Genomic DNA, 25,820 nt, shown 5'->3' on the forward strand with positions numbered 1-25,820 from the left:
AATGAACTTTGATAGGTTGGCCGGGAATAGCTCCCGGCCTTTTTTTTCGTCGCGTTTAACCCACGACTGTCGACGGCGTCCACGCCCGAGGCGGGCGGGACGTTGCCCCGGTGCTAGCGCACCAATGCCGGGCGTTTATTATCGAATTGCCAGCCGGGGATCAGGTATTGCATGGCGATGGCGTCATCGCGCGCGCCCAGGCCATGTTGCTGATATAACGCGTTGCCCTTCATCACCTGATCCATATCCAGCTCAATGCCCAGGCCCGGTTTTTCGGGCACTTTCACCTTGCCGCCGACAATTTGCAGCGGTTCCCTGGTCAGGCGCTGATCTCCTTCCTGCCAGATCCAGTGCGTGTCGATGGCGGTAATGTTCCCCGGCGCGGCCGCCGCCACATGGGTAAACATCGCCAGTGAAACATCAAAGTGGTTATTGGAGTGCGAACCCCAGGTCAGGCCCCATTCGTGGCACAGTTGCGCAACCCGTACCGACCCCTGCATGGTCCAGAAATGCGGATCCGCCAGCGGAATATCCACCGATTGCAGCGCCAGGGTGTGCCCCATCTGCCGCCAGTCGGTGGCTATCATATTGGTGGCGGTGGGCAGGCCGGTGCCGCGCCGGAATTCCGCCATCACCTCGCGGCCGGAAAAGCCCTGCTCGGCGCCGCAGGGATCCTCGGCGTAGGCCAGCACGCCGCGCAGCTGTTTACCCAGGGCGATAGCCTCGGCCAGCGACCAGGCGCCGTTCGGGTCCAGGGTGATACGCGCCTGGGGGAAGCGCGCCGCAAGCGCGGTAACCGCTTCGGCCTCTTCCCGGCCCGCCAGTACCCCGCCTTTGAGCTTAAAATCGTTAAAACCGTATTTTTCATAGGCGGACTCGGCCAGGCGGACCACCGCATCCGAGGTCAACGCCTTTTCATGCCGCAGGCGATACCAATCGCAGGCATCGTCGGCCTGGCTGCGGTAGGCTAAATTGGTGCGCAGGCGATCGCCGATATAAAACAGGTAACCAAGCATCTCCACTTCGTTGCGCTGTTGCCCCTCGCCCAGCAGCGCCGCCACCGGCACGTCCAGGAATTGCCCCAGCAGATCGAGCATCGCCGCCTCGATACCGGTGACCACATGGATGGTGATGCGCAGATCGAACGTTTGCAGCCCCCGGCCGGCGACATCCCGATCGGCGTATTGTCGGCGTACGGCGCTCATCACATTTTTATATTCGCCCAGGGCGTTGCCGACCACCAGCGCGGCGGCCTCTTCCAGGGTTTTGCGTATTTTTTCCCCACCGGGGATTTCACCCACGCCGGTATGTCCGGCATTATCGGTCAGGATGACGATATTGCGGGTAAAGAACGGGCCATGGGCGCCGCTGAGATTGAGCAGCATGCTGTCATGGCCGGCAACCGGGATGACTTTCATGGAGGTGATAACCGGGGTCATAATCTTTCCTTGGCTAAATGCATTCGCGGGGACATCTGTCTGTCGCTTGATACAGGCTGGATTTACTATAACGTCAGGCCAGGTGCCTGACATTATGCAGATGCATAAGCCTGATTGCTTAATCTGGACAAAATAATGGCGGACTTTTGACATACCGATAGCAATGTCACGGATTGCTATTATTTTTTGTGAGCCAGATCTTAAAATAATTAAAATAGTAGCCATATAAAATGAAACGACATTTTAAAAATACTATAATCACCTCAAGAAATTTTCGTTAGCCGGATCACAAAAGACTGCGATTTATCGACACCGATCACACCACCCTGTTCTTTCGCCTCAAAACCCGGCTTTTTGCCGCGTTGCATTAAGTCATAAGCACAATGTGCCCGTGCCCCCCTGCACATATACTCAGCTTTTGCTTACCTGGCCCTGGCTTTGCCAGCTCAAAAATGTCAGCGCTACCATTGTGCTGGTGGACAGAAACCGGGTGCGTGTCGCGACCCGTTATAACGATCACATTCCCCCACCGGGAAGAGGAATCATGGCCGAAAATTCAATCTCCGTTGCCACCCATAAAACCCGTTCCAGGTTTTGGATCCTGGCAATTTTATTTATCATCAGTACCGTCAACTACGCCGACCGGTCCACGCTCTCCATCGCCGGCCCCCATGTTGCCGCCGACCTGGGGCTGGATAACCTGCAAATGGGGTATATCTTCTCCGCGTTCGGCTGGGCCTATACCCTGGCGCAGCTGCCGGGCGGCTGGCTGCTCGATCGTTTCGGCTCAAAAATCATTTATGGCGCCGCCATCCTGATCTGGTCGGCTTTTACCTTTATGCAGGGGTTTGTGCACTTCTTCGCCTCCGCGGCGATGATGCTGTTTATCCTGCGTTTTATGGTCGGGTTTGCCGAGGCGCCGGTGATGCCGGCCAATAGCCGGATTGTTTCCGCCTGGTTCCCGGTCAGGGAACGCGGCACCGCCTCGGCGATATTTAATATTTCCCAATACGCCGCGCTGGTGATCTTCAACCCGTTGTTGGGATGGATCACCCAGGAAGTAAGCTGGGAGTATGTGTTTATCGTGATGGGCGTGGTGGGCGCGGTGTTGTCGCTGGTGTGGTTCAAGACCATGTACAGCCCGCTGGATCATCCGCGGGTCAGCAAGGAGGAAGTCGAATATATCCGCGCCGGCGGCGGCCTGGTGGATATGGATAACGCGGCGGTCAACAACAGGAAAGCCGCCGGTCCGCAAATGGGGTATATAAAACAGCTGCTCTCCAGCCGCATGCTGCTGGGCATCTATCTTGCCAACTATTGCGTTAACGCCATCACCTGGTTTTTCCTGTCCTGGTTCCCGATCTATTTGGTGAAAGGCCGCGGGATGTCCATTCTGCAGGCCGGTTTTATCGCCGCACTGCCGGCGATTTGCGGCTGCATCGGCGGCGTGTTGGGCGGCATCTTCTCGGATTATCTGCTTAACAAAGGCTTTTCGCTGTCGGTAGCCCGTAAAACGCCGATCATTCTCGGCATGCTGATGTGTACCAGCATGGTGATTTGCAACTACACCACCTCCGATGTGGTGGTCGTGGCGGCCATGTCGCTGGCGTTTTTCGGTAAAGGCATCGGCGCGCTGGGCTGGACGGTCAATGCGGACACCGCGCCGAAAGAGATTGTCGGCCTGAGCGGCGGCGTGTTGAACCTGGTGACGCAAATCGGCGCGATTACCACGCCCATCGTCATCGGTTATATCCTGAATAAAACCGGATCGTTCGACGGGGCGCTGATCTATGTCGCCGCCAACGGCCTGGTGGTTATTTTCAGTTACCTGTTTATCGTGGGCAAGATTCAGCGCCTGGTGCTTAAGCCGCTGACGGCATAAGATTTTTTGACATAGCAGTTGGTTATACTAGGAGTAGGTAATGGATCACAGCGATTTTTCCGGCGCGCCGACGGTGACCGCCATGCAGGTCATCCCGGTCGCCGGCCATGACAGTATGCTGATGAATATCGGTGGCGCCCATGGCGCCTATTTTACCCGCAATATCGTCATCCTGACCGATAATGCCGGCCATACCGGCGTGGGCGAAGCCCCGGGCGGCGACGTGATTTTAAACACGCTGCTGGAGGCCCGGCAACGGGTGATAGGCCAGCCGCTGGCGACGCTTAACCGCATCGTGCACGACGTGCACCAGGGACATGTCGGCAATGATTTTGATTCGTTCGGCAAAGGCGCCTGGACCTTTGAACTGCGGGTGAACGCGGTGGCCGCCCTTGAGGCCGCGCTGCTGGATTTATTGGGCCAGCATCTCGGCGTGCCGGTGGCGGAGCTGCTGGGGCCGGGTAAACAGCGCGACAGCGTGCCGGTGCTGGGGTATCTGTTTTACGTCGGCGACAAGAGCCTGACCGACCTGCCCTACGCGTCCGGTCCCGACCAGGCGTCCCACGATTGGTATCGGCTGCGGCGCGAGACGGCCATGACCACCGAAACCCTGGTGCGCCAGGCGGAGGCCGCGCAGGATCGCTATGGCTTCAAGGATTTCAAACTTAAGGGCGGCGTGCTGGAAGGCGAAACCGAGATCGAGACCGTTACGGCGCTGGCCAAACGGTTCCCGGACGCGCGCATTACCATCGATCCCAACGGCGCCTGGTCGCTGGCCGAGGCCATTCGTTTGTGTAAGGATATGCGCGGCGTGCTGGCCTACGCCGAGGATCCCTGCGGCGCGGAACAGGGCTTCTCCGGCCGCGAGGTGATGGCGGAATTCAAACGCGCCACCGGACTGCCGGTGGCGACCAATATGATTGCCACCAACTGGCGCGAGCTTAACCACGCGGTGCAGCTTAATTCTATCGATATTCCGTTGGCCGATCCGCATTTCTGGACCCTGCGGGGCGCTATCCGCGTGGCGCAGCTGTGTGATGAATGGGGCCTGACCTGGGGCTGCCACTCTAATAATCACTTTGATATTTCGCTGGCGATGTTTACCCAGGTAGGCGCCGCCGCGCCGGGCGCCCCCACCGCGCTGGATACCCATTGGATCTGGCAGGAAGGCGAGCACCTGACCAGGGAACCGCTGCAGATCGTCAACGGCGAGGTCAAGCTGAGCGATAAGCCGGGGCTTGGCGTAGAGATCGATATGGCGCAGATCGAAAAACAGCATGAGCTGTATAAACGCATGCCGTCCGGCGCCCGCAATGACGCGGCCGCCATGCAGTATCTTATTCCCGGCTGGGCCTTTGACCGCAAACGACCGGCGATGGTGCGTTAAACGACGGCGGGTACGGCATGCCGTACCCGCGACTGTTCCGATAAGAGAGCGCCCGCGGCAAACCCATGGCCAAGTTTGCCAGCCGGCAAGATCAGACTTCGTCATCCAGCTGCAGCGCCACGTAAAGCAGCAGGCGATCGTCAAAGTTGGCCAGGTCCAGGCCGGTCATTTCCGAGATGCGGTTAAGGCGGTATTCCAGGGTGTTGCGATGGATAAACAGCGCCTTGGAGGTGGGCGTGGGCTGGACGTTATGGCGAAACCAGGCAATCAGCGTACGGCGCAGCAGGCCGTTATTGTCCATCGCCTTCAGTTTTGCCAGCGGGCGTACCAGTTCGCTGGCCTGCCAGCCGCCGCGCAGGCTGTCGAGCAGCACCGGCAGCATCAGGTCGGGATAAAAATAGCGACGCTGCTCCGGCAGCCGCTGCTTGCCCACCGCCATGGTGGTGCGCGCGGTGCGCCAGGAGCGCGCAATACCGCCGGCGCCCGGGAAATAGTTGCCCAAGGCGATGCGCACCCGCAGACGGCTGCTCTCGGTCATGCGCGAAAATAGCGTGTCCACCCGGCGGCGATGCTCTTCGGCATCCCAGCGCCCGTGGTTGTTCAAGGCGGGTTTTAACACCACCATCTCGGTCAGCGATACGATGGCAATCAGGTTGTCCCGCTCCGGCGTAGTCAGCAGCGTCTGCAACTGCTGCAGCTCCGCCATGGCGCTGTCCACGCCAAACTGGCCGCTGTCGACTTCCACCACCGCCGCCACCCTGGGCTGGTTGATATCGATGCCCAAACGCTGGGCCCATTCGATCAGCGCCGGCGTAACTTCCTCGGCGCGGATGAGATTCAGCACCAGTTCTTCGCGCAACCGGCTGTCCTGGGCCAGCATATGCAGCAACCGCGCCTGTTCCAGCATCATCTCGGCCGTCATGCAGACCAGTTCGCCATATTGCCGCAGCTGGCTGGGATTGCCGGTCAGGCCAATGACGCCGACGATATTGCCGTCGATTTTCAGGGGAAGATTGATGCCGGGACGCACCCCGTGCAAATGCCGGGCCACCCCGTCGTCAATATCCACTACCCGGGCCTGGGACAAGGCCAGCAACGCCCCTTCATGCAGCTCACCGACACGCTCTTCATCACCGCTGCCGATGATCCGGCCACGCGCATCCATCACGTTAATATTACTGTCGATAATCTGCATTGTCCTTGCCACAATTTCTTGCGCCAATTTCGCATCAAGATGATACGTAGCCATCCCCGCCTCGGTTTTGTTAAGCCCTTTGCACTATTATACCCGGGCAACAGCACTCATACATTGTGCAACGGCACAAAGCGTGATCTTACTCACTCATTTTGTGCGGGATATCACAATAATACCGGCAAAAAAAGACGGCGCCGGGATGACGCCGTCCTTGATTGGGGACCGGACGCGGGGATTACTGCGCCAACAGGTAAAGCTGGGTGTCGCCGCGCTGCACGTTCAATGCCAGCACCGGCGGTTTGGTATCGAGGATTTTGCGCAGCTCGCCGAGGTTCTGCACCGGCTGCTGGTTAACGCCCAGGATAATATCCCCTTTCTTCAGGCCGACTTTGGCCGCGGTGCTGCCCGCTTTGACATCGTCCACCTTGACGCCTTTCTGGCCGCCGTTGTCGATACTGCTCAGCTCCGCCCCTTCGATACCGGTAAAGACATTGCCGGAATCCACCTGCGGCTGGGTACTCTGCTCCAGGACGACGTCGACATTCACCGGCTTGCCGTCACGCAGCAGGCCGAGCCGGACCTTGGTGCCCACCGGCTGCGAGCTGACATCGGCGCGGAACGCCGCAAAGCTGTTGATGGGCCGCCCGTTCATGGTGACGATCACATCACCTGCCTTCACGCCGGCTTTTTCAGCGGCCGATTTAGGCAACACCTGGCTGACGAAGGCGCCGCGCTGGGCGTCGACTTTCATCGCCTTGGCCAGCTCGGAGTTCAGCTCGGTGCCGAGGATACCGATTTCGCCGCGCCTGACCTGGCCGTATTGCACCATCTGCGCCGTCAGGTTCTTCACCATATTGCTGGGAATGGCGAACCCGATGCCGATATTGCCGCCGTCCGGGGCCAGTATGGCGGTATTGATGCCGATAAGCTCACCGTTAAGATTAACCAGCGCCCCGCCGGAGTTGCCCCGGTTAATGGCCGCGTCGGTCTGGATAAAGTTTTCATAATTTTCAATATTCAGCCCGCTGCGCCCCAGCGCGGACACGATGCCCGAGGTGGCGGTTTCACCCAGGCCATAGGGGTTGCCGATGGCCACGGTATAGTCGCCGACCCGCAGCTGTTCGGAATCGGCCATCTTGATGGCGGTCAGGTTTTTAAACTCGACCAGTTGCACCAGGGCAAGATCCGAACGCGGATCGCGGCCGATGATCTTGGCGTCGAACCTACGTCCGTCGTATAACTGCACCTGGATTTTAGTCGCGTCATTGACCACATGGTTGTTGGTGACCACGTAGCCCTTTTGGGCATCGATAATCACGCCGGCGCCCAGCGCCATGAATTTTTCCTTGGCCGGCGGGGTATTGCCGTCGCCTTCCTCGCCGCCCTCGCCGCCGCCCTGGCACAGGGGGGAGGCCTGGAAAGGCGAGCCTTCCTGACACAGTGGCGAGTCCTGGCCGAAGAACTGCTGGAACTGCTCGGGCACGCGCGACGAACTGACGGCGGCGCTGCCTTCAACGCTGATGCTGACCACCGACGGCATGACTTTTTCCAACATGGGCGCCAGGCTGGGAAGCTGCTGGTTGGTCGAGGCGGTCTCCGCCGCGAAGGATGAAACAGGCGCCAGCGCCACACCCAAGCACAATGCCAGCGCACTCAGGACCAAAGTAGTTTTTTTCATTTAATTGTCTCAACTGTGAGTATCAGGTAATGATGCGGACCCCACTGCCGTGGTCGTATCTGTGAGATTAATCAAATAACCCGAAGTTCAGTAGCAAAAAAACCATAATGGTAAAAAAGTATTGGGCCTATTTACAATTCCCGCCTTTGCCGTCTTTTACTCCGCAGCCATTAAACGTCGGTATTCGTCCCAAGCATAAAGATCGGTCATGCCACTAATATAGTCCTGAATTAAACGTGCCCGATAATAAAATTCCATCATCGGCTGCTGGCGCTGCGGATAGCGATTTAATTCAGCTACCGCTTCACCGTAGGCCAGGCGATGTTTGGTGGATAATTTATGGAACAGGCGGGTGGGGATCATATAATCCCGGTGGTAATCCTGCGCCGCCAGCTCGCGAAACGCCGCCAGCGGCATCTCCAGCAGGGGATTATAGATTTCCAGCAGGCCGCTGATGACCCGGTAGCCTTGTAATTCCAATTGCTCGACCTCCGGATGATTAAACACATGCTTAAAGGCCACGCCTTTAAATATCTTCAATAAGCGAAACGCCGGACTGGAGTCTTCCAACAGCGCCTGGTTAAAATGACCGTCGAATATCGGCGGCAGATTGTCGAGAAAACGCTTCGCCGCGTGCGGCACCAGACGCGCCACGGTATTTACCCGTAGATACATAAAAAACTGATCGCCGCTGCGCAGGCCCTGGTTGCGCATTATCTTATCGAACGCCTGTCCCACCACTTTTTCAAATAAATCGCCTTTCTCTACCTCGCCCCACTCTTGTTGCAGGTAGATATAAAGCTGCTCCACGGTAAAAATCTTTTTTTCCACCGCATCTTCCAAATCGGCGATGCAATAAGAAATATCGTCGGCCGCCTCCATGATATAGGTCAGCGGGAAGCGATGGAACTCCCCCAGCGACAGCTGTGCGCGTAATGCTTTGACATACTCTTCCTCCGCCAGGTAGTAGCCGGGTTTTTTCATCAGATAGCTGAAGTCGGCCGGAATATCGCCCCGCCAGTAGGCCGGGCGGGTATATTTCAGGATACAGCCCACCTGGGCATAGGTCAGGTTGAGCTTCAGCAGGCTGTGCACCATGCGGATGGCCTGGGCATTGCCCTCGAAATGACACAGATCGAGCCGGATACGGCTGCGCAGGGCGTTATCGTCCTCCTCGCCGGCGCGCAGCCGCAGCGCCTCCACCCGGCAGCGATCGTTGCCCTGGGCCTCGTTGCCCAGGCCGGCGATGTCCAGCCGCTGGCTGAACCAGTCATTGATTGCCGCCTCGCCGAAATGACCGAACGGCGGATTGCCGATATCGTGCATCAGGCAGGCCATTTCCACGATGCTTTCAAACGGCGCCTCCAGCTGCTCCAGCCCCAGCGGCGCAATACGCTGCTCGCGCCTGAGCTGGTGGAAGACCTCTTTGACAATGTGCCGCCCGACCTGCTGGACCTCCATGGAGTGGGTCAGCCTCGAGCGCACCGCCGCGTTGCGCTCAAGGGGAAATACCTGGGTTTTTTGCTGTAAGCGGCGTATGGCGGCGGAATTGATAATCCGCCCGCGATCGCTTTCAAACTGGCGGATGACGCTGTATTCATCCTCGGCGACGATGGGACGGCTGAATGGGCGCTGAAAACTGAGTTTCTTGCTAAAGTCGATTGCGGACATCGTATTCCCCAGGATGATTTCTTATACCGTGATACCCATACCCGCCGCTAAATGCAACCACGGCGGCAATTATTTCCTGACGCCGGCCGTGATAGAATGTCGCCACCGGCAAAATGACCACTTTACTATTCACTATTCATTATCAACTGTTTATTAACCAAAAGGACAACCAGATGAGAGTTGGCATTATCGGCGCGATGGAACAGGAAGTATCCCTGCTGCGCGACCAGATTGAAGACCGCGCCGCCTGGCGACAGGCGGGATGCGAAATCTACAGCGGCCGGCTGCATGGCGTCGACGTGGCGCTGGTGAAATCCGGTATCGGCAAGGTCTCCGCCGCGCTCGGCACCACGCTGCTGTTGGATCATTTCCATCCCGATTACGTGATCAACACCGGCTCGGCGGGCGGCCTGGCCCCGTCGCTGAACGTCGGGGATATCGTGGTGTCCGCCGAGGTGCGTTACCACGATGTGGATGTCACCGCCTTCGGTTACGAGCCGGGACAAATGGCGCAGTGCCCGGCGGCATTCGCGGCGGACGACGCCCTGATCGCGCTGGCGGAAAGCAGTATTGCCCGGTTGAATCAGCACGCGGTGCGCGGCCTGGTGGTCAGCGGAGATGCGTTTATCAACGGCGCCGAACCGTTGAACCGTATCCGCGCCACCTTTCCCCAGGCCATCGCAGTGGAAATGGAGGCAACGGCCATTGCGCACGTGTGCCATCAGTTCGCGGTGCCGTTCGTGGTGGTGCGCGCCATTTCCGACGTGGCGGACCAGGCGTCCCATCTCAGCTTCGAAGAGTTCCTGGCGGTGGCGGCCAAACAGTCCAGCCGCCTGGTGGCGGCCATGCTGCAGACATTGGCCGGACAGCGGAAGTAATGTCGCCCTGGAGCGCGGCGCAGGCTTTGGCCGCCGTACCGGCGGCGCCCATGGGCTTAGCCCGTATGGCGCGCAGGTTATGGCGTTTGCCGGCCCATGGATTGGCCCTGCTGCTGCTGGCTCTGCTGGCCGCCCCGCCGGTCTCGGCGGCGCACCGGGTGATCAGCCTGGCGCCGCATGCCACCGAAATGGCGTTTGCCGCCGGCATGGGCGATGTGCTGGTGGCGGTCAGCACCTGGTCTGATTATCCCCCCGCCGCGCAAAAGCTCGAGCAGGTCGCCTCATGGCAGGGCATCAATGTGGAGCGGGCGCTGGCGCTGAAACCGGATCTGATCCTGGCCTGGCGCGGCGGCAATCCGCAGCGTGAGCTGGATCAGCTGGCGGCCTTCGGCATCCCGATTGTCTATATCGATCCGCTGGACGTGGAAGATATGGCCCGCTCGCTTGATGGCCTGGCGCGCTACAGCCCCCACCCCGAGCAGGCTCACCAGGCCGCGCGCGCCGTTCGCCGGCAGGCGGCGGATCTCAGGCGGCGTTACGCCGGCAATCCGCCGGTGCGGGTGTTTATGCAGTTCGGCACCCAGCCGTTGTTTACCGCCGGCAAGCAGACGCTGCAAAGCCAGATCCTGGCGTTGTGCGGGGCGCGTAATATTTTTGCCGATAGTCCGGTGCCCTGGCCGCAGGTGGGCCGCGAACAGGTATTGAGCCGTAAGCCGCAGGCGATTGTCGTCGCCGGCAGCGCAGAGCGCGTTACCGCAGTCCGGGACTTTTGGCAACCGCGGCTGGCCGTGCCGGTGATTGCGCTTAATGAGGACTGGTTTAACCGCAGCGGTCCGCGTATTTTGCTGGCGGCGCAGGCGCTGTGCCAACAGCTGGCGGATATATCCATTACAGGAGCGCGCTGATGCTGGGTTTTCTTGATGTGCTCGGCACGGCGGTATTCGCCGTGTCCGGCGTGCTGTTGGCCGGCAAACTGCGCATGGACCCGTTCGGCGTGCTGGTCCTGGGCGTGGTTACCGCGGTGGGCGGCGGCACCATACGGGATATGGTGCTGAATGATGGGCCGGTGTTCTGGGTACGGGATCCCACCGATCTGGTGGTGGCGATGGTGACCTGTTTCGTGGCCATCCTGGTAATCAGGCAGCCCCGTCAGTTGCCGAAATGGATCCTGCCGGTGCTGGACGCCATCGGACTGGCGGTATTTGTCGGCATCGGCGTCAACAAGGCGTTCGCCAGCGGCACCGGCCCGTTGATAGCGGTGTGCATGGGCGTGATCACCGGCGTGGGCGGCGGCATCATCCGCGACGTGCTGGCGCGGGAAATCCCGATGATCCTGCGTACCGAGGTGTACGCCACCGCCTGCATTATCGGCGGCATCGCGCACACCACTGCCTTCCACGTTTTCCATCTCAGCTCCCAGCACGCGTCGGTATTGGGGATGGTGATAACGCTCGGCATCCGGCTGGCGGCGATCCGCTGGCATCTCAAGCTGCCGACATTCGAGCTGGAAGGCAAGGAGTAGGCGGTAGCATCGGGACCGATTATTGGTATTGGCGCGGCGGCCCGCGCCTTGGGGTCAATATCGGCGCCATGGTAAATCGCGCGCGCAAAAACACCGGCGCGGCGGTGCCGTACCGGTATCATTGGGAGCCTATCCCGCCCGGGGATCAGATGCTGAACGACGACCCGCAGCCGCAGGTAGTCTTGGCATTCGGGTTGGTAACGATAAAACGCGACCCTTCCAGCCCTTCGGTGTAATCCACCGAACCGCCGATCAGGTATTGCAGGCTCATGGGATCCACCACCAATGCAACGCCCTGTTTTTCTATGGTCAAATCGTCTTCGTTGATTTTATCATCAAAGGTAAAACCATACTGGAAGCCGCTACAGCCACCGCCGGTGATATAGACCCGCAACTTCAGGTTCGGGTTCTCTTCATCCGCAATCAGATGCTTCACTTTTTTCGCCGCTGAATCGGTAAATTGTAATGGCAGTACCGCAGTTTCACTCATTCATTTACTCCCAACCAAGGTCATCGGGCTGAAGGCATAACAGCCCGATGTGAACATTCATTATCCGCTACCTGTCAATAACGTTCAAGTATTGCGCGTTGAGGATATTTTGTTTACCGCCGCGTGCGATCGCGGGTACCGTCCGGTAAAGCAAAAGTTTGCGTCTCCGGCGCCCGACAAAGATGTCTTATTGCCGGCCAGTTTATTACACTATCGGGATAAACATGTTGTTTTCCCTTCAGGAGCCGATCCATGAGTCATTCCGAAAGTCTGTATGCCCGGGCGCAACAATTGATCCCCGGCGGGGTTAACTCCCCGGTGCGCGCGTTTAACGGCGTCGGCGGCACGCCGCTGTTTATCGAGCGGGCGGACGGCGCCTGGCTATACGATGTGGACGGAAAGGCCTATATTGATTATGTCGGGTCCTGGGGACCGATGGTGCTGGGCCACAACCACCCGGCGATACGCAAGGCGGTTATCGAGGCGGTCGGGCGCGGCCTGAGCTTTGGCGCGCCAACCGAAATCGAAGTCAGGATGGCCGCCCTGGTGACGGAACTGGTGCCGTCCATGGATATGGTGCGCATGGTAAACTCGGGCACCGAGGCCACCATGAGCGCCATTCGCCTGGCGCGGGGTTATACCGGGCGCGACAAAATCATTAAATTCGAAGGATGTTATCACGGCCATGCCGACGGCCTGCTGGTCAAGGCCGGCTCCGGCGCGCTGACGCTCGGCCAGCCCAGCTCCCCCGGCGTGCCGGCGGACTTCGCCAAACATACCCTCACCGCCACCTTTAACGACCTGGATTCGGTACGGCAGGTATTTGAACTGTATCCGCGTGAAATCGCCTGCGTTATCGTCGAGCCGGTCGCCGGCAATATGAACTGCGTGCCGCCGCTGCCGGCATTCCTGCCCGGGCTGCGCGCCCTGTGCGATGAATTCGGCGCCCTGCTGATTATCGACGAGGTGATGACCGGCTTTCGGGTGGCGCTGGCGGGCGCCCAGTCCTATTACGGCGTGGTGCCGGACCTGACCTGCCTGGGCAAGATCATCGGCGGCGGCATGCCGGTGGGGGCGTTCGGCGGGCGACGCGAAGTGATGCAGGCGCTGGCGCCAACCGGTCCGGTGTACCAGGCCGGCACGCTGTCGGGCAACCCGATTGCCATGGCCGCCGGCTACGCCTGCCTGACCGAAATTTCCCGCCACGGCGTCTATCCGGCCCTGACCGACCTGACCGATCGCCTGGCGCGGGGATTACAAGAGGCGGCGCGGGCGGAAGACATCCCGCTGGTGGTCAATCACGTCGGCGGCATGTTCGGCATTTTTTTTACCGACGCGCCCGCCGTGACCTGCTACCGGGATGTGATGGCCTGTGATGTGGAGCGGTTTAAACGCTTTTTCCATATGATGCTGGAGGAAGGGGTCTATCTGGCGCCGTCGGCGTTTGAAGCCGGCTTTATGTCGCTGGCGCACAGCGATGAGGATCTGGAACGCACCGTTGCCGCCGCGCGCCGCAGCTTTGCCCGGCTGTAGACAATCCAGGCGGCGCTAAAACGCCCCGCCGCGTCAGCGTCCCTGCCGGCGCAGTAAAAAGATAAAGTACGGCGCGCCGATAAAGGTCGCCAGCAGGCCCGCCGGGATCTGGTTCGGGAACATCACCATGCGCCCGCTCCAGTCGGCCAGCAGCATCAGCATGGCGCCAACCACCGCCGCCATGACGAGCTGCGGCATCGCCCGGCGAAAGCCGAGCATACGCGCCATATGCGGCGCCATCAGGCCGATAAAGCTCAGCGGACCGACGGCCAGCGTGGCGCCGGCGGTCAACACCGCCGCCAGCAGCAGGATCACCGCCCGGGCGCGCGCCAGCGGCAAGCCCAGCGCCCGGGCGGTCGCGCCGCCCAGCGGCAGCACGTTAAGCCAGCGGCGGCACCAGGGCACCAGTAGCAGCAGTACCAGCGCCGTCATCGCGCTGGTTATCGCCTGCGGCGCCCGCACCGCGTAGGTCGACCCGGAAATCCAGGTCAGCAGGCCGCCGAGCCGGGGATCGCCGCTCGCCAGCAGCAGGGTCACCATCGTGGTAAACGCGGTGCCTAGGGCGATGCCCGCCAGCAGCATGCGTTGGGTGGAAAAATGCCGCAGCCCCGCCACCAGCAGGATGGCGGCCAGCGTCAGCGCGGCCCCCAGGCTGCCCGCCGGCAGCAGCCAGATAAACACGTCGCCGGGAATTAAAAACATCATCAGCACCACCGCCGACGCGGCGCCGGCGCTGATGCCGAGCACTTCCGGGCTGCCCATGGGATTGGCGGTCAGCTTTTGGATCAGGGTGCCGGCGGCGGCCAGCATCACGCCGGCGCTTAACGCCGCCAGGGTACGCGGCCAGCGCCAGGGCAGCAGGCGCAGCAGTTCATCGCCGCCGGCCCAGGACCAGCCCAGGCTGTTACGGCCCAGCATCAGCGCTACGCACGCTCCGGCCAGCAGCAACAGCAACCCGACCCCGGTCCATACCGCCGGACGAGCGCGCTCCGGACGGGGCGCGCTTTCATTGCCGGGCGCCGACGGCTCCACCGCATGGCGCAGCCGGGGCAGCAGCCAGAGCAGGATAGGCGCGCCCACCAGCGCGGTAGCCGCGCCGGTGGGCACGTCGCGCCATACCTGCGACAACCAGACCATCACCTGATCGGTGAACCAGAGCAACAGCGCGCCAATCAGCGGCGCCAGCAGCAGGCGGTGCAGCAGGCGACGGGCGCCGAGCAATTTAGCCAGCAGCGGCGCGAACAGGCCGATAAAACCCACTACCCCCACCGCGTTAACCAGCAGCGCGCTGAGCACGATCGCCAGCGCCAACGCCCCCAGCCGGGCGGTTGACAGTCCCAGGCCCAGATTGCGCGCCACGGAATCGTCAACGCCCAGCAACGTCATGGGACGAATCAACAACAATGCCAGCAGCAGGCCCAGCCCAAGACGTGGGAGCAGGAACCGTACCCGGTGCCAATCCTGTTGGTTCAGCGCCCCGCTGCTCCATAAAAACAGATTCTCCAACTGCTGGTAATGAAATAGGGCCAGCAGATTGTTAACGGCGCTGCAGTACAGGCTTAGCACCAGCCCCGCCAGGATCAGGGTCACCGGCGACATGCGTTTACCCCAGGCCACGCCAAACACCAGCGCGCCTATCGCCAGCGCGCCCAGCAGGGCCGCCAGTTGCTGTGTAAACTCCCCGCCGGGCAATAACCACAGCGTGGTAACGGTCACGCCCAGCTGCGCGCCGCTGGCAACCCCCAGGGTCGAGGGTTCGGCCAGGGGGTTGCGCAGCACCTGCTGGAACAGCACGCCGGCCAATGCCAGGCCGGCGCCCACCAGCAGCGCTATCACCAGGCGCGGCAGCGTGCTGTAGTGAAAAATAACCTGCCGGATATCCAGCGTATCCGGCCGCCGCAGCGCCTCCGGCCATAACTGGTATGGCAGCACCTGTTGCGCGTTATATATACTGAGCGCCAGCGCACCCAAGGCCAGCAGCGCGAGCAACGCTATCGGGAAAAGTGAGGTACGGCGGTTCATGGCGTCACCACCGTTGCTCCACCAGCCGCAGCATCCGGCAAAAGCGTAAGGCGGCAAGGGTGGCGCCATAAATCCAGATGGCCGGCACGGTGCGCAGTTGGCCCTGGCGCACAAAGGGAATGGCTTGCCAGAGCGGCGTGGCGGCGACGCGCGCCGTTAATGCGTCGTTGCCGTGGTCCAGGCAGACGGCCCGCGCCAGCGGCAGCGTCGCCAGGCGTTCGATGCCCACCACCGCCGTGCCCCAGAAATTATTTTCCCCCTGCCAGACGTTGGTTATGTCCAACTGGTCCATCACCTGGCCGAACAAGCTGGTTTTACCGATAATCAGGGCATGCCGATCGTCCATCAGGGAAAATACCAGCAGGGGCTGCCGGCGGTAGGACGCCAGCAGCGGGCGGGCGGCGGCCAGCTGCCGGTCAAAATCCGCCAGATGGGCCTGGGCGGCGGGCATCATGTCCAGGCGTTGGGCCAACGCCAGCAGTCCGGCGCGCGCGGTGGAGAGCGGTCGTCCCTGTTCATCGGTAAAACTAAACCCCATGGCCGGGGCAATGGAATTCAATTGTTCAGGACGCGGCCCATAGCCCTGGGAATAGAGGATTAAGTCCGGTTTGAGATCGGTGATGAGTTCAAAATTAGGTTCGGTGCGCTGGCCGACGTCGACCACCGAGGCCGGCAGCGGCGGCTCCTGCACCCATAAGCGATAATCCCGGGTGCCGGCGACGGCCAATGGGGTGACGCCGAGGGCAAACAACAGCTCTACCGGCAGCCACTCCAGGGCGATGATGCGCGGATAGGGCAGCGAAGGGCCGGCTCCGGGCGTTGCGCTCCGAGCCGTTGCACCCCAGGCCATTGAGCCATAGGACGTTAAACCGTGGGCCAGGGGCGACAGCAGCATGGCGGCCAGCAGCCGCCGGCGGCGGCCGTCGATCCCTGGATCGTCGCCTGGAAGGTCTATGGACGCGCTGTCTTCGCTAAGGCTTCCCTGGTTGTGATAACGTCGCATTAAAACACAAAGCTCACCGGCGCGCCGCCGCCCGGATGAGGCAGGATGCCCATCGGCAGGCCGTAAATGGTTTCCAGCACGTCGCCGCGCATCAGTTCCAGCGGCGATCCCCGGGCTATCATCGCGCCGTCGCGCAGCGCCGTCAGGTAATCGCAGTAGCGCGCCGCCATATTGATATCATGCAATACCGCGATAACCGTCAGGCCGCGCTCCTGGCTCATGCGTTTAATCAACGCCAGGACTTCCACCTGATGGGCGATATCCAGCGCCGAGGTGGGTTCATCGAGCAGCAGACAGCGGCTGTCCTGCGCCAGGGTCATCGCCAGCCAGGCGCGCTGCCGTTCACCGCCGGAGAGGCTGTCCACCAGCCTCTGCGCCAGGGATCGCAGCCCGACCACCTCGATGGCGTCTTCCACATGCTGGCGATCGGCGCTGCCGAAGCGTCCCAGGGCGCCATGCCAGGGATAACGTCCCAGGGCCACCAGCTCGCGCACCGTCATGCCTTCCGCCGCCGGCAGTTGCTGGGGCAAATACGCCACCTGCCGGGCGAACGCCTTGCTTTCCCAGTCCGCCAGCGGCTGGTCGTTCAGGCGCGCCACGCCGCCGCTGGCCTCATGATGACGCCCCAGGATCTTCAGCAGGGTGGATTTGCCGGAACCGTTATGGCCGATCAGGCCACACACCTTCCCCTGGGGAAAAGAGAACGACAATGGCTGGAGTAATACCCGTCCGGGTACCGCAAAGCTCACCTTATCCAAGGTAAAGGTGGCGTTTTGCGTCGTGGCGGAAACGGTAGCTGAAGGTGTCGCGATATCTTGCATAAGCCCAATAAAGCAAATGATAATTATTCAAAAAAGCAATAATAGGCGGAAGGGAACGACTACTGCAAGGGGAATTCACGCCAGTTGACCGCAGGTAAATAAAAACCCCGGCGAGCCGGGGTGGATATTTATTTGCCGAACATATCCTTGATCCAGCCGGCGACGCCGTCGCTGCTCTCCTGCTGCTGTTGCGGCTGCTGCTGGCCGGGCTGCTGCCGATCGGGCGGCGTTTGCGCCGGCTGCTGCGCCTGCGCCACCGCCTGGCTGGCATGGCACAACGCCTGCGGACTGTCGGTCCAGACCGGGATCTCCCGCATGCTGCTGTCGCTGTTGCAGACGAAATTACCGGCGTAGTCGATGGACATCTGGTTGATCTCCTCCGGCGGTATGACGTTCAGCGTCAGCGGCGGTTGGTTTTCCAGGTAACGACGGTAGAGGGTCAGCGCGCCGTTGGCGCCGGTCAGCTTGGCCGGGCCATTGTTATCGCGCCCGACCCAGCTGATGGTGACCTCTTTGCCGTCCACGCCGGCAAACCAGCTGTCGCGCAGATCGTTGGTGGTGCCGGTTTTACCGGCCAGGTGGAAATTAGGGAATTTCACCGCCAGCGAACGCGATGTGCCGCGCGCCACGACCTGCTGCATACCGTATAACGTCAGGTACGCCGCCTGGGCCGGCACCACGCGCTCCGCCTGCGGGAAGCTCTGGTACAACACCTTGCCGTCCTCGCTGATAACCGAGCGCACCGCCGACAGCGGCGCGCGGTTGCCGCCGCTGGCAATCGTCTGGTACTCCTGCGCCACTTCCATCGGCGTGAGGCTGATGGCCCCCAGCAGCATGGCCGGCACCGGATTAATCACCTCTTTCGGAATACCCAGCTTTTGCAGCGTCGCGACGATATCCGGCAGCCCCACCGCCAGCCCCAGGTTAACCGTGGGCACGTTGAGGGAGTTGGCCAACGCGTCGACCAGCATCACCTTGCCGCGGAATTGACGATCGTAGTTTTTCGGCGCCCACAGCTGCCCGTTCGGCTGCTTGAGCGAAATCGGCTCGTCGGCGATCCAGGTGTTCAGGCGGTATTTGTCCGGCTGGCTCAGCGCGGTGAGGTAAGTGGCCGGTTTGGCCAGCGACCCCACCGGACGCCGGGCCTGGATCGCGCGGTTAAAGCCGGCGAACTGCGGCTGGGAACCGCCGACCATGGCGCGCACTTCACCGCTGAAGCGGTCGACCACCACCATGGCGGCCTCAAGATCGCTCACGCCGCGCCCGGCGCGCAGGGCCGGCACCCCGTCCTCCACCGCCTTTTCCGCCGCATCCTGCGAAATCGGATCGAGGGTGGTGAAAATCTTCACGCCGGACAGATCGTTAATCTTATCGCCCAGTTTAGCCTGCAGTTCCTGGCGCACCATCTGCATAAAGGCCGGCTGCGGGGTGATCACCCCGCCGCGCGGCTGCACGCCCAGGGGACGCGCGCTGAGCATATTATACAAGTCTTCATCGATAACCTGCTGGTTTTGCAGTAATTTCAACACCAGATTACGACGTTCCAGCGCCATTTGCGGGTTGCGCCAGGGGTTGTATAACGACGCGCCCTTGACCATGCCCACCAGCATCGCCTGCTGGTCCAGGCTCAGCTCATCCACCGGCCGGCCGAAATAATACAGGCTGGCCAACGGGAAGCCGCGGATCTGCTCGCTGCCGCTCTGGCCGAGGTAGACCTCGTTCAGGTACAGCTCCAGGATGCGATCCTTGCTGTAGCGGTAATCCAGGATCACCGCCATATAGGCTTCGTTGACCTTGCGCCACAGGGACCGCTCATTGGTCAGGAACAGGTTTTTTACCAGTTGCTGGGTCAGCGTGCTGCCGCCCTGCACCGCGCGGCCGGCGCTTATATTCGCCACGAAGGCGCGGCCGATGGAACTGATGCTGATGCCGTCATGCTGGTAAAAATGTCGATCTTCGGTGGCAATCAGGGTATCCACCAGCAGATCGGGGAAACCGGCGCGGGGTACGAACAGCCGCTGTTCGCCGTTGGGCGATTGCAGCATGGTGATCAGGCGCGGATCGAGCCGGAAAAAGCCGAAATTCCGCTGGGTATCCTGATTCTGGATTTGCAGCAGCCGATCGCGATCGAACGTCAGCACCGCGTGGATCTGCCCTTCCTTGCTGTCGGGGAAATCAAAGGGGCGGCGCAGCATATCGATGCTGTTGGCGCGCACGCTGAACTCACCCGGGCGGGTGATGCGGGTAACCTGACGGTATTGCATCCCTTCCAGCAGGTTCACCATCTCGTTCTTGCTGTAGGGCATGCCCGGTTCCAGGTTGACCATGCGGCCATATACGGCCGCCGGCAGTTGCCACACCTTGCCGTCGATGCGGCTGCGGATCTGCGCATCCAGGTAGACACCGTAGATCACCAGTAAAACCACCACCACCAGGAAAATCTTGATGAGCAATCCCAACAGGCGCCGCTTCTTGCCGTTACGCGGCGGGCGCGATTTTCCTTTAGGCGGCTTACGGGGCGGCATTACATTTTCCTCTTGATCATCATAGTCATCCTGATCATCTTCATTTTCATCGTAGTCGTCGTCCCGGTGACGTCGCACTGGCGGCTTATTTGTCACTTTACGGCCGGACGGTCTTCCATGACGTCCAATAGGTTCGCGATCATCCCCAGACATCGTTGTGATTCTCCATACTTCCGACGGATTCTCCGCCTACTCTGCTCCCCCACCATCTTATCCGGAAGAGGAAACCTCTGAAATCAACCCTGTTGATACTTCTTGGTACGCCGGGTCGGTACCGCCTGGGCCGGATTATCCGGCCACGCATGTTTGGGATAGCGCCCTTTCATCTCTTTTTGCACCTCGCGGTAGGCCCCCTGCCAGAAAGCCGCCAGGTCGCGGGTAATCTGCAACGGATGCGCAGCGGGCGACAACAGCTCCAGCACCAACGGCACGCGGCCCTCGGCCAGCAGCGGGCTGGCCTGCTCGCCGAACATTTCCTGCATCCTTACCGCCAGCACCGGCGGCTCGCCGTGCTGGTAACGCACCGGCAGCCGGCTGCCGGTGGGCACAGTGTAGTGGCTGGGCAGCGCACTATCCAGTCGTTGACGCATTCGCCAGTCCAGCAGGCGTAATAACGCCTCGCCGAGATTAACCTGGCGCAGGGCGCGCACGTCATGCACGCCCTGCAGGGACGGCTGCAGCCACAGCGGCAGGGCCGCCAGCAGCGCGTCGTCATCGACCAACGGCCAGTCCACTTCCGGCAGCCAGTCACGGGCGCACAGCAGGCGCTGGCGCAACTGCTGCGAGGGAGCGTCCCAATTCAGCACCGCCAATCCCTGCTCGCCAATCCAAGCGATCAACGCCTGCCGCATCAGTTCGCCCGAGGGTTTGGCCTGCGGCTGCTCGCGCAGTACCAACCGTCCGATCTGTTCGCGCCTGAGCACCCGCAGGCTTCCCTTCTCCTCATCCCAACGCATGGCGGTAGTGACGGTCAGCCAGTCGGGACGGCCGGCGACCAGCGCGGCGATATCCACCGGCAACGCAAGACGGATGGCCGCGTCGGCGTTTTGGCCCAGTTGCATCAATCCCGGCACGATCAGCCATTCAATGGCCGACAAGGCTTCGTCGGGGGCCAACGCCGCGCCCAGGCCGTTGGCCAGTTGATAGCGGCCGGCGGCATCGCGCCGGCGGGCGATGCGATCGCGAAACCCCCTGGCCAGTATGACGGGCGCCAGCCCGCTGTCCGGGGTACCCCAGCGGGGAGACAGGCGTTTGGCCAGCTGTTTGGCGCGGCGCAGCCAATGGGACTGCGGGCGCGCCAGGGCGTCGCGCAGATCGGGCGAACCCGCGCGCGGCGGCTCCTCGATAATGGCGGCCAGCAGCGCGGCGGTCGCCAGGCTATCATCATTGTCGTCCGCATGGCACAGCATGGCCGCCAGGCGCGGATCGCAGCCCAATCGCGCCATTTTGCGCCCCATGGAAGTCAGGCGTTCCGCCCCGTCAAGCACATCCAGTTGACGCAGGGTCCGCCGGGCGGCGGCCAGGGCAGGCTCCGGGGGCCGGTCGAGCCAGCAAAGCCGGTCGACATCGTTACAGCCCCACTGCAATAATTCGAGATAAAATCCGCTGAGATCGCTTTGCAGTATTTCCGGCAGGCTATGCTCCGGCGCGCGCTCCGCCTGCGACTGGCTGAACAGATGCCAGCACGCCCCGGGGGACAGCCGGCCGGCGCGGCCGGCGCGCTGTACCATGGACGCCTGGCTGATACGCTGGGTGACCAGGCGGCTCAGCCCGCTCCTGGCGTCGAACTCGCTGACCCGCTCAAGCCCGCTGTCCACCACCAGGCGGATACCCTCTATCGTCAGGCTGGTCTCGGCGATGTTGGTGGCCAGCACCACTTTGCGCCGTCCCGCCGGGGCCGGCCTGATGGCCCGCTGCTGTTCGTCCAGGGTCAACGCGCCATACAGCGGGCAAAGATCAACCTCCGCCCCGACCCGGGGGGACAGCAAGGCCAGCACCCGATGAATTTCCCCCACGCCGGGTAAAAACAGCAACAGCGAGCCGGTATGGGATAACAGCATCCGGCTTACCGCCGCGGCAATCGCCTGATCGGGCCGCGCCTGAGAGGGCAGCGGGTGATATACCCGCGCCACCGGGAAACTGCGGCCGACGGAACGGATCACCGGCGCGTCGGGCAGCAGTTCCAGCAGGCGCCGGTCATCCAGGGTAGCGGACATGATCAGCAGCCGCAGATCGTCGCGCAGTCCCTGCCGCACATCCAGCAGCAGCGCCAGGGCCAGATCGGCCTGCAGGCTGCGCTCGTGGAATTCGTCCAGGATAACCAGGGAGACGCCGGACAGCTCCGGGTCCTGTTGCAGCATGCGCGTCAATATGCCTTCGGTGACCACCTCCAGGCGGGTATGCGGCCCAACGCGGCTTTCGGCGCGCATCCGGTAGCCCACGGTCTGGCCGGGGGCTTCGCCAAGCTGTTCGGCCAGGCGCAGCGCTACGTTCCTGGCTGCCAGTCGCCTGGGCTCCAGCATCAGGATACGCCCGGGCAATCCCGCGCGCCGCAGGATCTCAAGCGGCAGCCAGGTGGATTTGCCGGCGCCGGTGGGCGCATGCAGCATTACCTGCCCGGCGTCTTGCAACGCCAGCAACAACTCATCGACTACGGCGGCGACCGGTAATGACGTCACGACAACTCCGTTAAAGATTAACATTCTGGGGCGGGCATTGTAGCATCGCTTGATTGAAGAACAGAATCCTCGCCGCGTTTCCCGTCCGGCAAAGACCTCGGATTGCCCCTGGGAGACGGTGAATCACCCATACGACAGCCAGGGTCCCCATGACATCCACCCGCCGTTTATTTTTTGCCATCGCCCTGCCCGACAGCGTCCGCCAGGCGATAATCGGCTGGCGCGCCGGCCAGTTTCCTTATGAGGCCGGCAGGCCGGTGGCGGCGGCCAACCTGCATATAACCCTGGCGTTCCTGGGCGAGGTCAGCGCCAATAAAGAACAGGCTTTGCGCGCCGCCGCCATGAGATTGCAACAAAAGCCCTTTACCCTTGCCCTGGACGATTGCGGGCACTGGCCTGGCTCAGGCGTGGTGTGGCTCGGCATGAAGCGCGCGCCGCGCGGGTTATTGCAGTTGGCGCAGCGGCTGCGCGCGCAGGCGGCCCGCAACGGCTGTTATCAAAGCCCGCTGCCGTTTCATCCGCATGTCACGTTGCTGCGTCAGGCCCGCCAGGCGGTGGCGCTGCCCCCTGGGGCGCCGGGATGGGAAATCACGGTCGACGGCTTCAGCCTGTACGCCTCGTTATTTGACAACGGGCGCACCCGTTATATGCTGCTGGATAGCTGGCCGCTCGCCGGGCGGCGCGATAGTGTTTAATGGAATCGCCTTTAAACGGAAAAGTTATGCTATTCAGTCCTGAATTAAAACCCGCCCGCCTGGTGCAGCGGTATAAACGTTTCCTGGCGGACGTGGTCACGCCGGACGGCAGGGAGCTTACCATCCATTGCGCCAATACCGGCGCCATGACCGGCTGCGCCGTGCCGGGCGATACGGTGTGGTACTCAACCTCCGATAACGGCAAACGCCGTTACCCACACAGTTGGGAACTAACTGAAACCGCCCGTGGTCAATGGATAGGGGTGAATACGCTGCGCGCCAACGCCTTGCTGGCCGAGGCGGTGCGTGCCGGCACCATTCCCGCATTGTCGGGCTATACCACTCTCACGGCCGAAGTGAGGTATGGAGTAGAAAATAGTCGCATTGATTGGTTATTAGCAGCGGAAAATCGCGCCAACTGCTATATTGAGGTGAAATCCGTCACATTGCTGCAACAGGAATGGGGATATTTTCCCGATGCGGTGACCATACGCGGACAAAAACATTTACGAGAACTACAAGCAATGGCAGAAATGGGTCACCGTGCCGTACTGTTTTTTGCGGTGTTGCACTCCGGGATTACCCGGGTGGCGCCCGCCCGGCACATTGATCCCCATTATGCGGATTTGGTATTGCAGGCGCAGCAACATGGCGTGGAAGTGCTTTGCTATGGCGCGCAGTTATCACCTGACGGTATAGTGTTAAAAAATGCTTTGCCGTTATTTATTTCGTAGGCGGGTTTTGGCGGAAAAAAGGGCAAATCATCCCGCTTTTCCTCAATTTAACCGCCTGCCAGATACGCCTTTCTTCACACTATTGTCAAGTAGGCGTCAGGAATAATTGCCAACCTTAACGTCATCTGTTATTTATAGCGGCCTGTTTTTTTCCCCACGTTGGGGATCGATAGTGCGTGTTATGAAGGAGAAGCAACATGCAAGAAGGGCAAGACCGTAAGACATCCTCCTTGAGCATTCTCGCCATCGCCGGGGTGGAACCGTACCAGCAGAAGCCGGGCGAAGAGTATATGAATGCGGCCCAATTGCTGCATTTCAAGCGCATCCTTGATGCATGGCGCAATCAACTGAGAGATGAAGTGGGTCGTACCGTTTCGCACATGCAGGACGAAGCGGCCAACTTCCCCGACCCCGTGGACCGCGCCGCGCAGGAAGAGGAATTCAGCCTTGAACTGCGTAACCGCGATCGGGAAAGGAAATTGATCAAGAAGATCGAAAAGACGCTGAAGAAAGTGGAAGACAAAGATTTCGGCTTCTGCGATTCATGCGGCGTGGAAATCGGTATTCGCCGCCTGGAAGCGCGTCCGACCGCCGATTTATGTATTGATTGCAAAACCCTGGCTGAAATCCGCGAAAAGCAGATGGCAGGGTAACGTCAATCCAGATTACTGCGATGTTGCCCATGGAACGGAGAGATGGCATCGCGGTAACCGTACGGATTCGCCTTTCTGATTTATGCCTGCACACAGCACCTACATGGGGCGCTTTGCCCCCTCGCCTTCCGGCGCCCTACATTTCGGCTCGCTTGTCGCGGCCCTGGGCAGCTATCTCCAGGCTCGCGCCTCCCATGGGCAGTGGCGGGTGCGTATCGAAGATATCGACCCTCCCCGCGAAATTCCCGGCGCCGCCGATGCCATTTTACGCCAGCTGAACCACTACGGCCTGCACTGGGACGGACCGGTATGCTTTCAATCCCAGCGCCATACGGCCTATCTTGAGGTATTGGCGGACCTGCGCTCGCGCCGGCTGAGTTATTATTGCCATTGCACCCGCAGCCGCATACAAGAGCTGGGCGGCATCTACGACGGCCATTGCCGCCGGCTTCGCCTGCCGCCGGAAAATGCCGCCATCCGCCTGCGCCAGACCGACCCCGTTACGCATTTCCATGACCGTTTACGCGGTGATATTTATGCCGACCCGGCGCTTGCCCGGGAAGATTTTATCATCCGCCGCCGCGACGGGCTGTTTGCCTATAACCTGGCGGTGGTGGTGGATGACGCGGCGCTCGGCGTCACCGAAATCGTGCGCGGGGCCGATTTAATCGAGCCGACCGTACGCCAATTGGCACTCTATCGCCAATTAGGTTATAAAGAACCGGATTATATTCATTTGCCGCTGGCGCTGACGCCCGCGGGCGCCAAACTGTCCAAGCAGAACCATGCGCCGGAATTGCCCTACGGGGATCCCCGTCCGACGGTGCGGGACGCATTAGTTTTTTTAAATCAACCGGTAGCGCAAGGGTGGCGGGATTTGACCCTTGAGAGTATGTTAGACTGGGCTATTACGCATTGGTCCCTGGCATCCATACCGATTTCGCCATCGAGCACGACATGCGCCCCGTCCGTTCTCAAAACACCCGGGGTGAGCTATGATTAGCCGCTGTTTTT

At 61.1% G+C, this 25,820-nt stretch carries 20 protein-coding genes; 10 read left to right on the forward strand and 10 right to left on the reverse strand.

The genetic code is table 11. The annotated features are described in order from the left end of the window. Window positions 1–113 precede the first annotated feature (113 nt). Window positions 114–1,439 carry a glucarate dehydratase gene (gudD, locus tag GRH90_RS00370; protein WP_162363917.1) on the reverse strand — a complete coding sequence of 442 codons (1,326 nt, stop codon included), beginning with the start codon at window positions 1,437–1,439 and terminating at the stop codon, window positions 114–116. Between the two features lie 544 nt (window positions 1,440–1,983). Here gudD and GRH90_RS00375 point away from each other — a divergent pair. Together GRH90_RS00375 and GRH90_RS00380 are read left to right on the forward strand one after the other, a co-directional pair. Continuing rightward, window positions 1,984–3,321 (forward strand): MFS transporter, encoded by a 1,338-nt coding sequence (locus GRH90_RS00375; RefSeq protein ID WP_162363918.1) that lies wholly within the window; start codon window positions 1,984–1,986, stop codon window positions 3,319–3,321. A 40-nt stretch (window positions 3,322–3,361) separates the two neighbouring features. Beyond that, on the forward strand, window positions 3,362–4,708 hold the full coding sequence (locus GRH90_RS00380; RefSeq protein WP_162363919.1) for an enolase C-terminal domain-like protein: 1,347 nt from the start codon (window positions 3,362–3,364) through the stop codon (window positions 4,706–4,708). A gap of 91 nt (window positions 4,709–4,799) precedes the next feature. Here GRH90_RS00380 and GRH90_RS00385 read toward each other — a convergent pair whose 3' ends face one another. The 3 genes from GRH90_RS00385 to dgt all read right to left on the reverse strand — a co-directional run bounded on the left by GRH90_RS00385 (window position 4,800) and on the right by dgt (window position 9,252). Beyond that, window positions 4,800–5,957 carry a CdaR family transcriptional regulator gene (locus GRH90_RS00385; RefSeq protein WP_162363920.1) on the reverse strand — a complete coding sequence of 386 codons (1,158 nt, stop codon included), beginning with the start codon at window positions 5,955–5,957 and terminating at the stop codon, window positions 4,800–4,802. 181 nt (window positions 5,958–6,138) lie between these two features. Beyond that, the gene (gene degP, locus GRH90_RS00390; protein ID WP_162363921.1) at window positions 6,139–7,581 is read right to left on the reverse strand and encodes a serine endoprotease DegP; all 1,443 of its coding nucleotides are present in this window, start codon (window positions 7,579–7,581) and stop codon (window positions 6,139–6,141) included. Between the two features lie 156 nt (window positions 7,582–7,737). After that, window positions 7,738–9,252, reverse strand: coding sequence for a dGTPase (gene dgt, locus GRH90_RS00395; protein ID WP_162363922.1), 1,515 nt, complete (start codon window positions 9,250–9,252; stop codon window positions 7,738–7,740). Window positions 9,253–9,425: 173 nt separating this feature from the next. On the opposite strand from dgt, the gene mtnN reads away from it, so the two are divergent. The 3 genes from mtnN to GRH90_RS00410 are packed head-to-tail and all read left to right on the forward strand — an operon-like array spanning window position 9,426 to window position 11,652. Then, window positions 9,426–10,130 (forward strand): 5'-methylthioadenosine/S-adenosylhomocysteine nucleosidase, encoded by a 705-nt coding sequence (gene mtnN / locus GRH90_RS00400; protein ID WP_162363923.1) that lies wholly within the window; start codon window positions 9,426–9,428, stop codon window positions 10,128–10,130. A 50-nt stretch (window positions 10,131–10,180) separates the two neighbouring features. After that, entirely contained in the window at window positions 10,181–11,035 is an 855-nt protein-coding gene (btuF, locus tag GRH90_RS00405; protein WP_512698835.1) for a vitamin B12 ABC transporter substrate-binding protein BtuF, read from the forward strand. Then, on the forward strand, window positions 11,035–11,652 hold the full coding sequence (locus GRH90_RS00410; RefSeq protein WP_376766046.1) for a TRIC cation channel family protein: 618 nt from the start codon (window positions 11,035–11,037) through the stop codon (window positions 11,650–11,652). Before btuF ends, GRH90_RS00410 begins: the two co-directional genes overlap by 1 nt. 145 nt (window positions 11,653–11,797) lie before the next feature. On the opposite strand, the gene erpA is transcribed toward GRH90_RS00410, so the two are convergent. Then, window positions 11,798–12,142, reverse strand: coding sequence for an iron-sulfur cluster insertion protein ErpA (gene erpA, locus GRH90_RS00415; RefSeq protein ID WP_162363924.1), 345 nt, complete (start codon window positions 12,140–12,142; stop codon window positions 11,798–11,800). 252 nt (window positions 12,143–12,394) lie between these two features. Between erpA and hemL the strand changes: the two genes are divergently transcribed. Further along, on the forward strand, window positions 12,395–13,675 hold the full coding sequence (gene hemL, locus GRH90_RS00420; protein ID WP_162363925.1) for a glutamate-1-semialdehyde 2,1-aminomutase: 1,281 nt from the start codon (window positions 12,395–12,397) through the stop codon (window positions 13,673–13,675). Window positions 13,676–13,708: 33 nt separating this feature from the next. On the opposite strand, the gene fhuB is transcribed toward hemL, so the two are convergent. The 5 genes from fhuB to hrpB form a co-directional block, all read right to left on the reverse strand. Further along, window positions 13,709–15,697, reverse strand: a complete 1,989-nt coding sequence (fhuB, locus tag GRH90_RS00425) for a Fe(3+)-hydroxamate ABC transporter permease FhuB (RefSeq protein WP_162364259.1) — start codon at window positions 15,695–15,697, stop codon at window positions 13,709–13,711. Window positions 15,698–15,701: 4 nt separating this feature from the next. Next, on the reverse strand, window positions 15,702–16,592 hold the full coding sequence (gene fhuD / locus GRH90_RS00430) for a Fe(3+)-hydroxamate ABC transporter substrate-binding protein FhuD (protein WP_376766049.1): 891 nt from the start codon (window positions 16,590–16,592) through the stop codon (window positions 15,702–15,704). A gap of 107 nt (window positions 16,593–16,699) precedes the next feature. Then, the gene (gene fhuC / locus GRH90_RS00435; protein WP_162363927.1) at window positions 16,700–17,521 is read right to left on the reverse strand and encodes a Fe3+-hydroxamate ABC transporter ATP-binding protein FhuC; all 822 of its coding nucleotides are present in this window, start codon (window positions 17,519–17,521) and stop codon (window positions 16,700–16,702) included. A 128-nt stretch (window positions 17,522–17,649) separates the two neighbouring features. Then, on the reverse strand, window positions 17,650–20,199 hold the full coding sequence (gene mrcB, locus GRH90_RS00440) for a bifunctional glycosyl transferase/transpeptidase (RefSeq protein WP_162363928.1): 2,550 nt from the start codon (window positions 20,197–20,199) through the stop codon (window positions 17,650–17,652). Window positions 20,200–20,282: 83 nt separating this feature from the next. Further along, entirely contained in the window at window positions 20,283–22,748 is a 2,466-nt protein-coding gene (gene hrpB / locus GRH90_RS00445; RefSeq protein WP_162363929.1) for an ATP-dependent helicase HrpB, read from the reverse strand. A 125-nt stretch (window positions 22,749–22,873) separates the two neighbouring features. On the opposite strand from hrpB, the gene thpR reads away from it, so the two are divergent. From thpR to gluQRS, 4 genes are all read left to right on the forward strand, one after another. Next, a complete protein-coding gene (thpR, locus tag GRH90_RS00450) occupies window positions 22,874–23,419 on the forward strand; it encodes an RNA 2',3'-cyclic phosphodiesterase (RefSeq protein ID WP_162363930.1) in 546 nt (181 codons plus the stop codon). A 26-nt stretch (window positions 23,420–23,445) separates the two neighbouring features. After that, window positions 23,446–24,153 (forward strand): DNA/RNA nuclease SfsA, encoded by a 708-nt coding sequence (sfsA, locus tag GRH90_RS00455; RefSeq protein WP_162363931.1) that lies wholly within the window; start codon window positions 23,446–23,448, stop codon window positions 24,151–24,153. 197 nt (window positions 24,154–24,350) lie between these two features. Beyond that, window positions 24,351–24,806: an RNA polymerase-binding protein DksA gene (dksA, locus tag GRH90_RS00460; RefSeq protein ID WP_162363932.1), complete on the forward strand. Its 456-nt coding sequence runs from the start codon at window positions 24,351–24,353 to the stop codon at window positions 24,804–24,806. Between the two features lie 82 nt (window positions 24,807–24,888). Next, on the forward strand, window positions 24,889–25,809 hold the full coding sequence (gene gluQRS, locus GRH90_RS00465; RefSeq protein ID WP_162363933.1) for a tRNA glutamyl-Q(34) synthetase GluQRS: 921 nt from the start codon (window positions 24,889–24,891) through the stop codon (window positions 25,807–25,809). Window positions 25,810–25,820 lie beyond the last annotated feature (11 nt).

Origin of the sequence: Acerihabitans arboris, from assembly GCF_010131535.1 — a bacterium.
Taxonomy (GTDB): Bacteria; Pseudomonadota; Gammaproteobacteria; order Enterobacterales; family Enterobacteriaceae; genus Acerihabitans; species Acerihabitans arboris.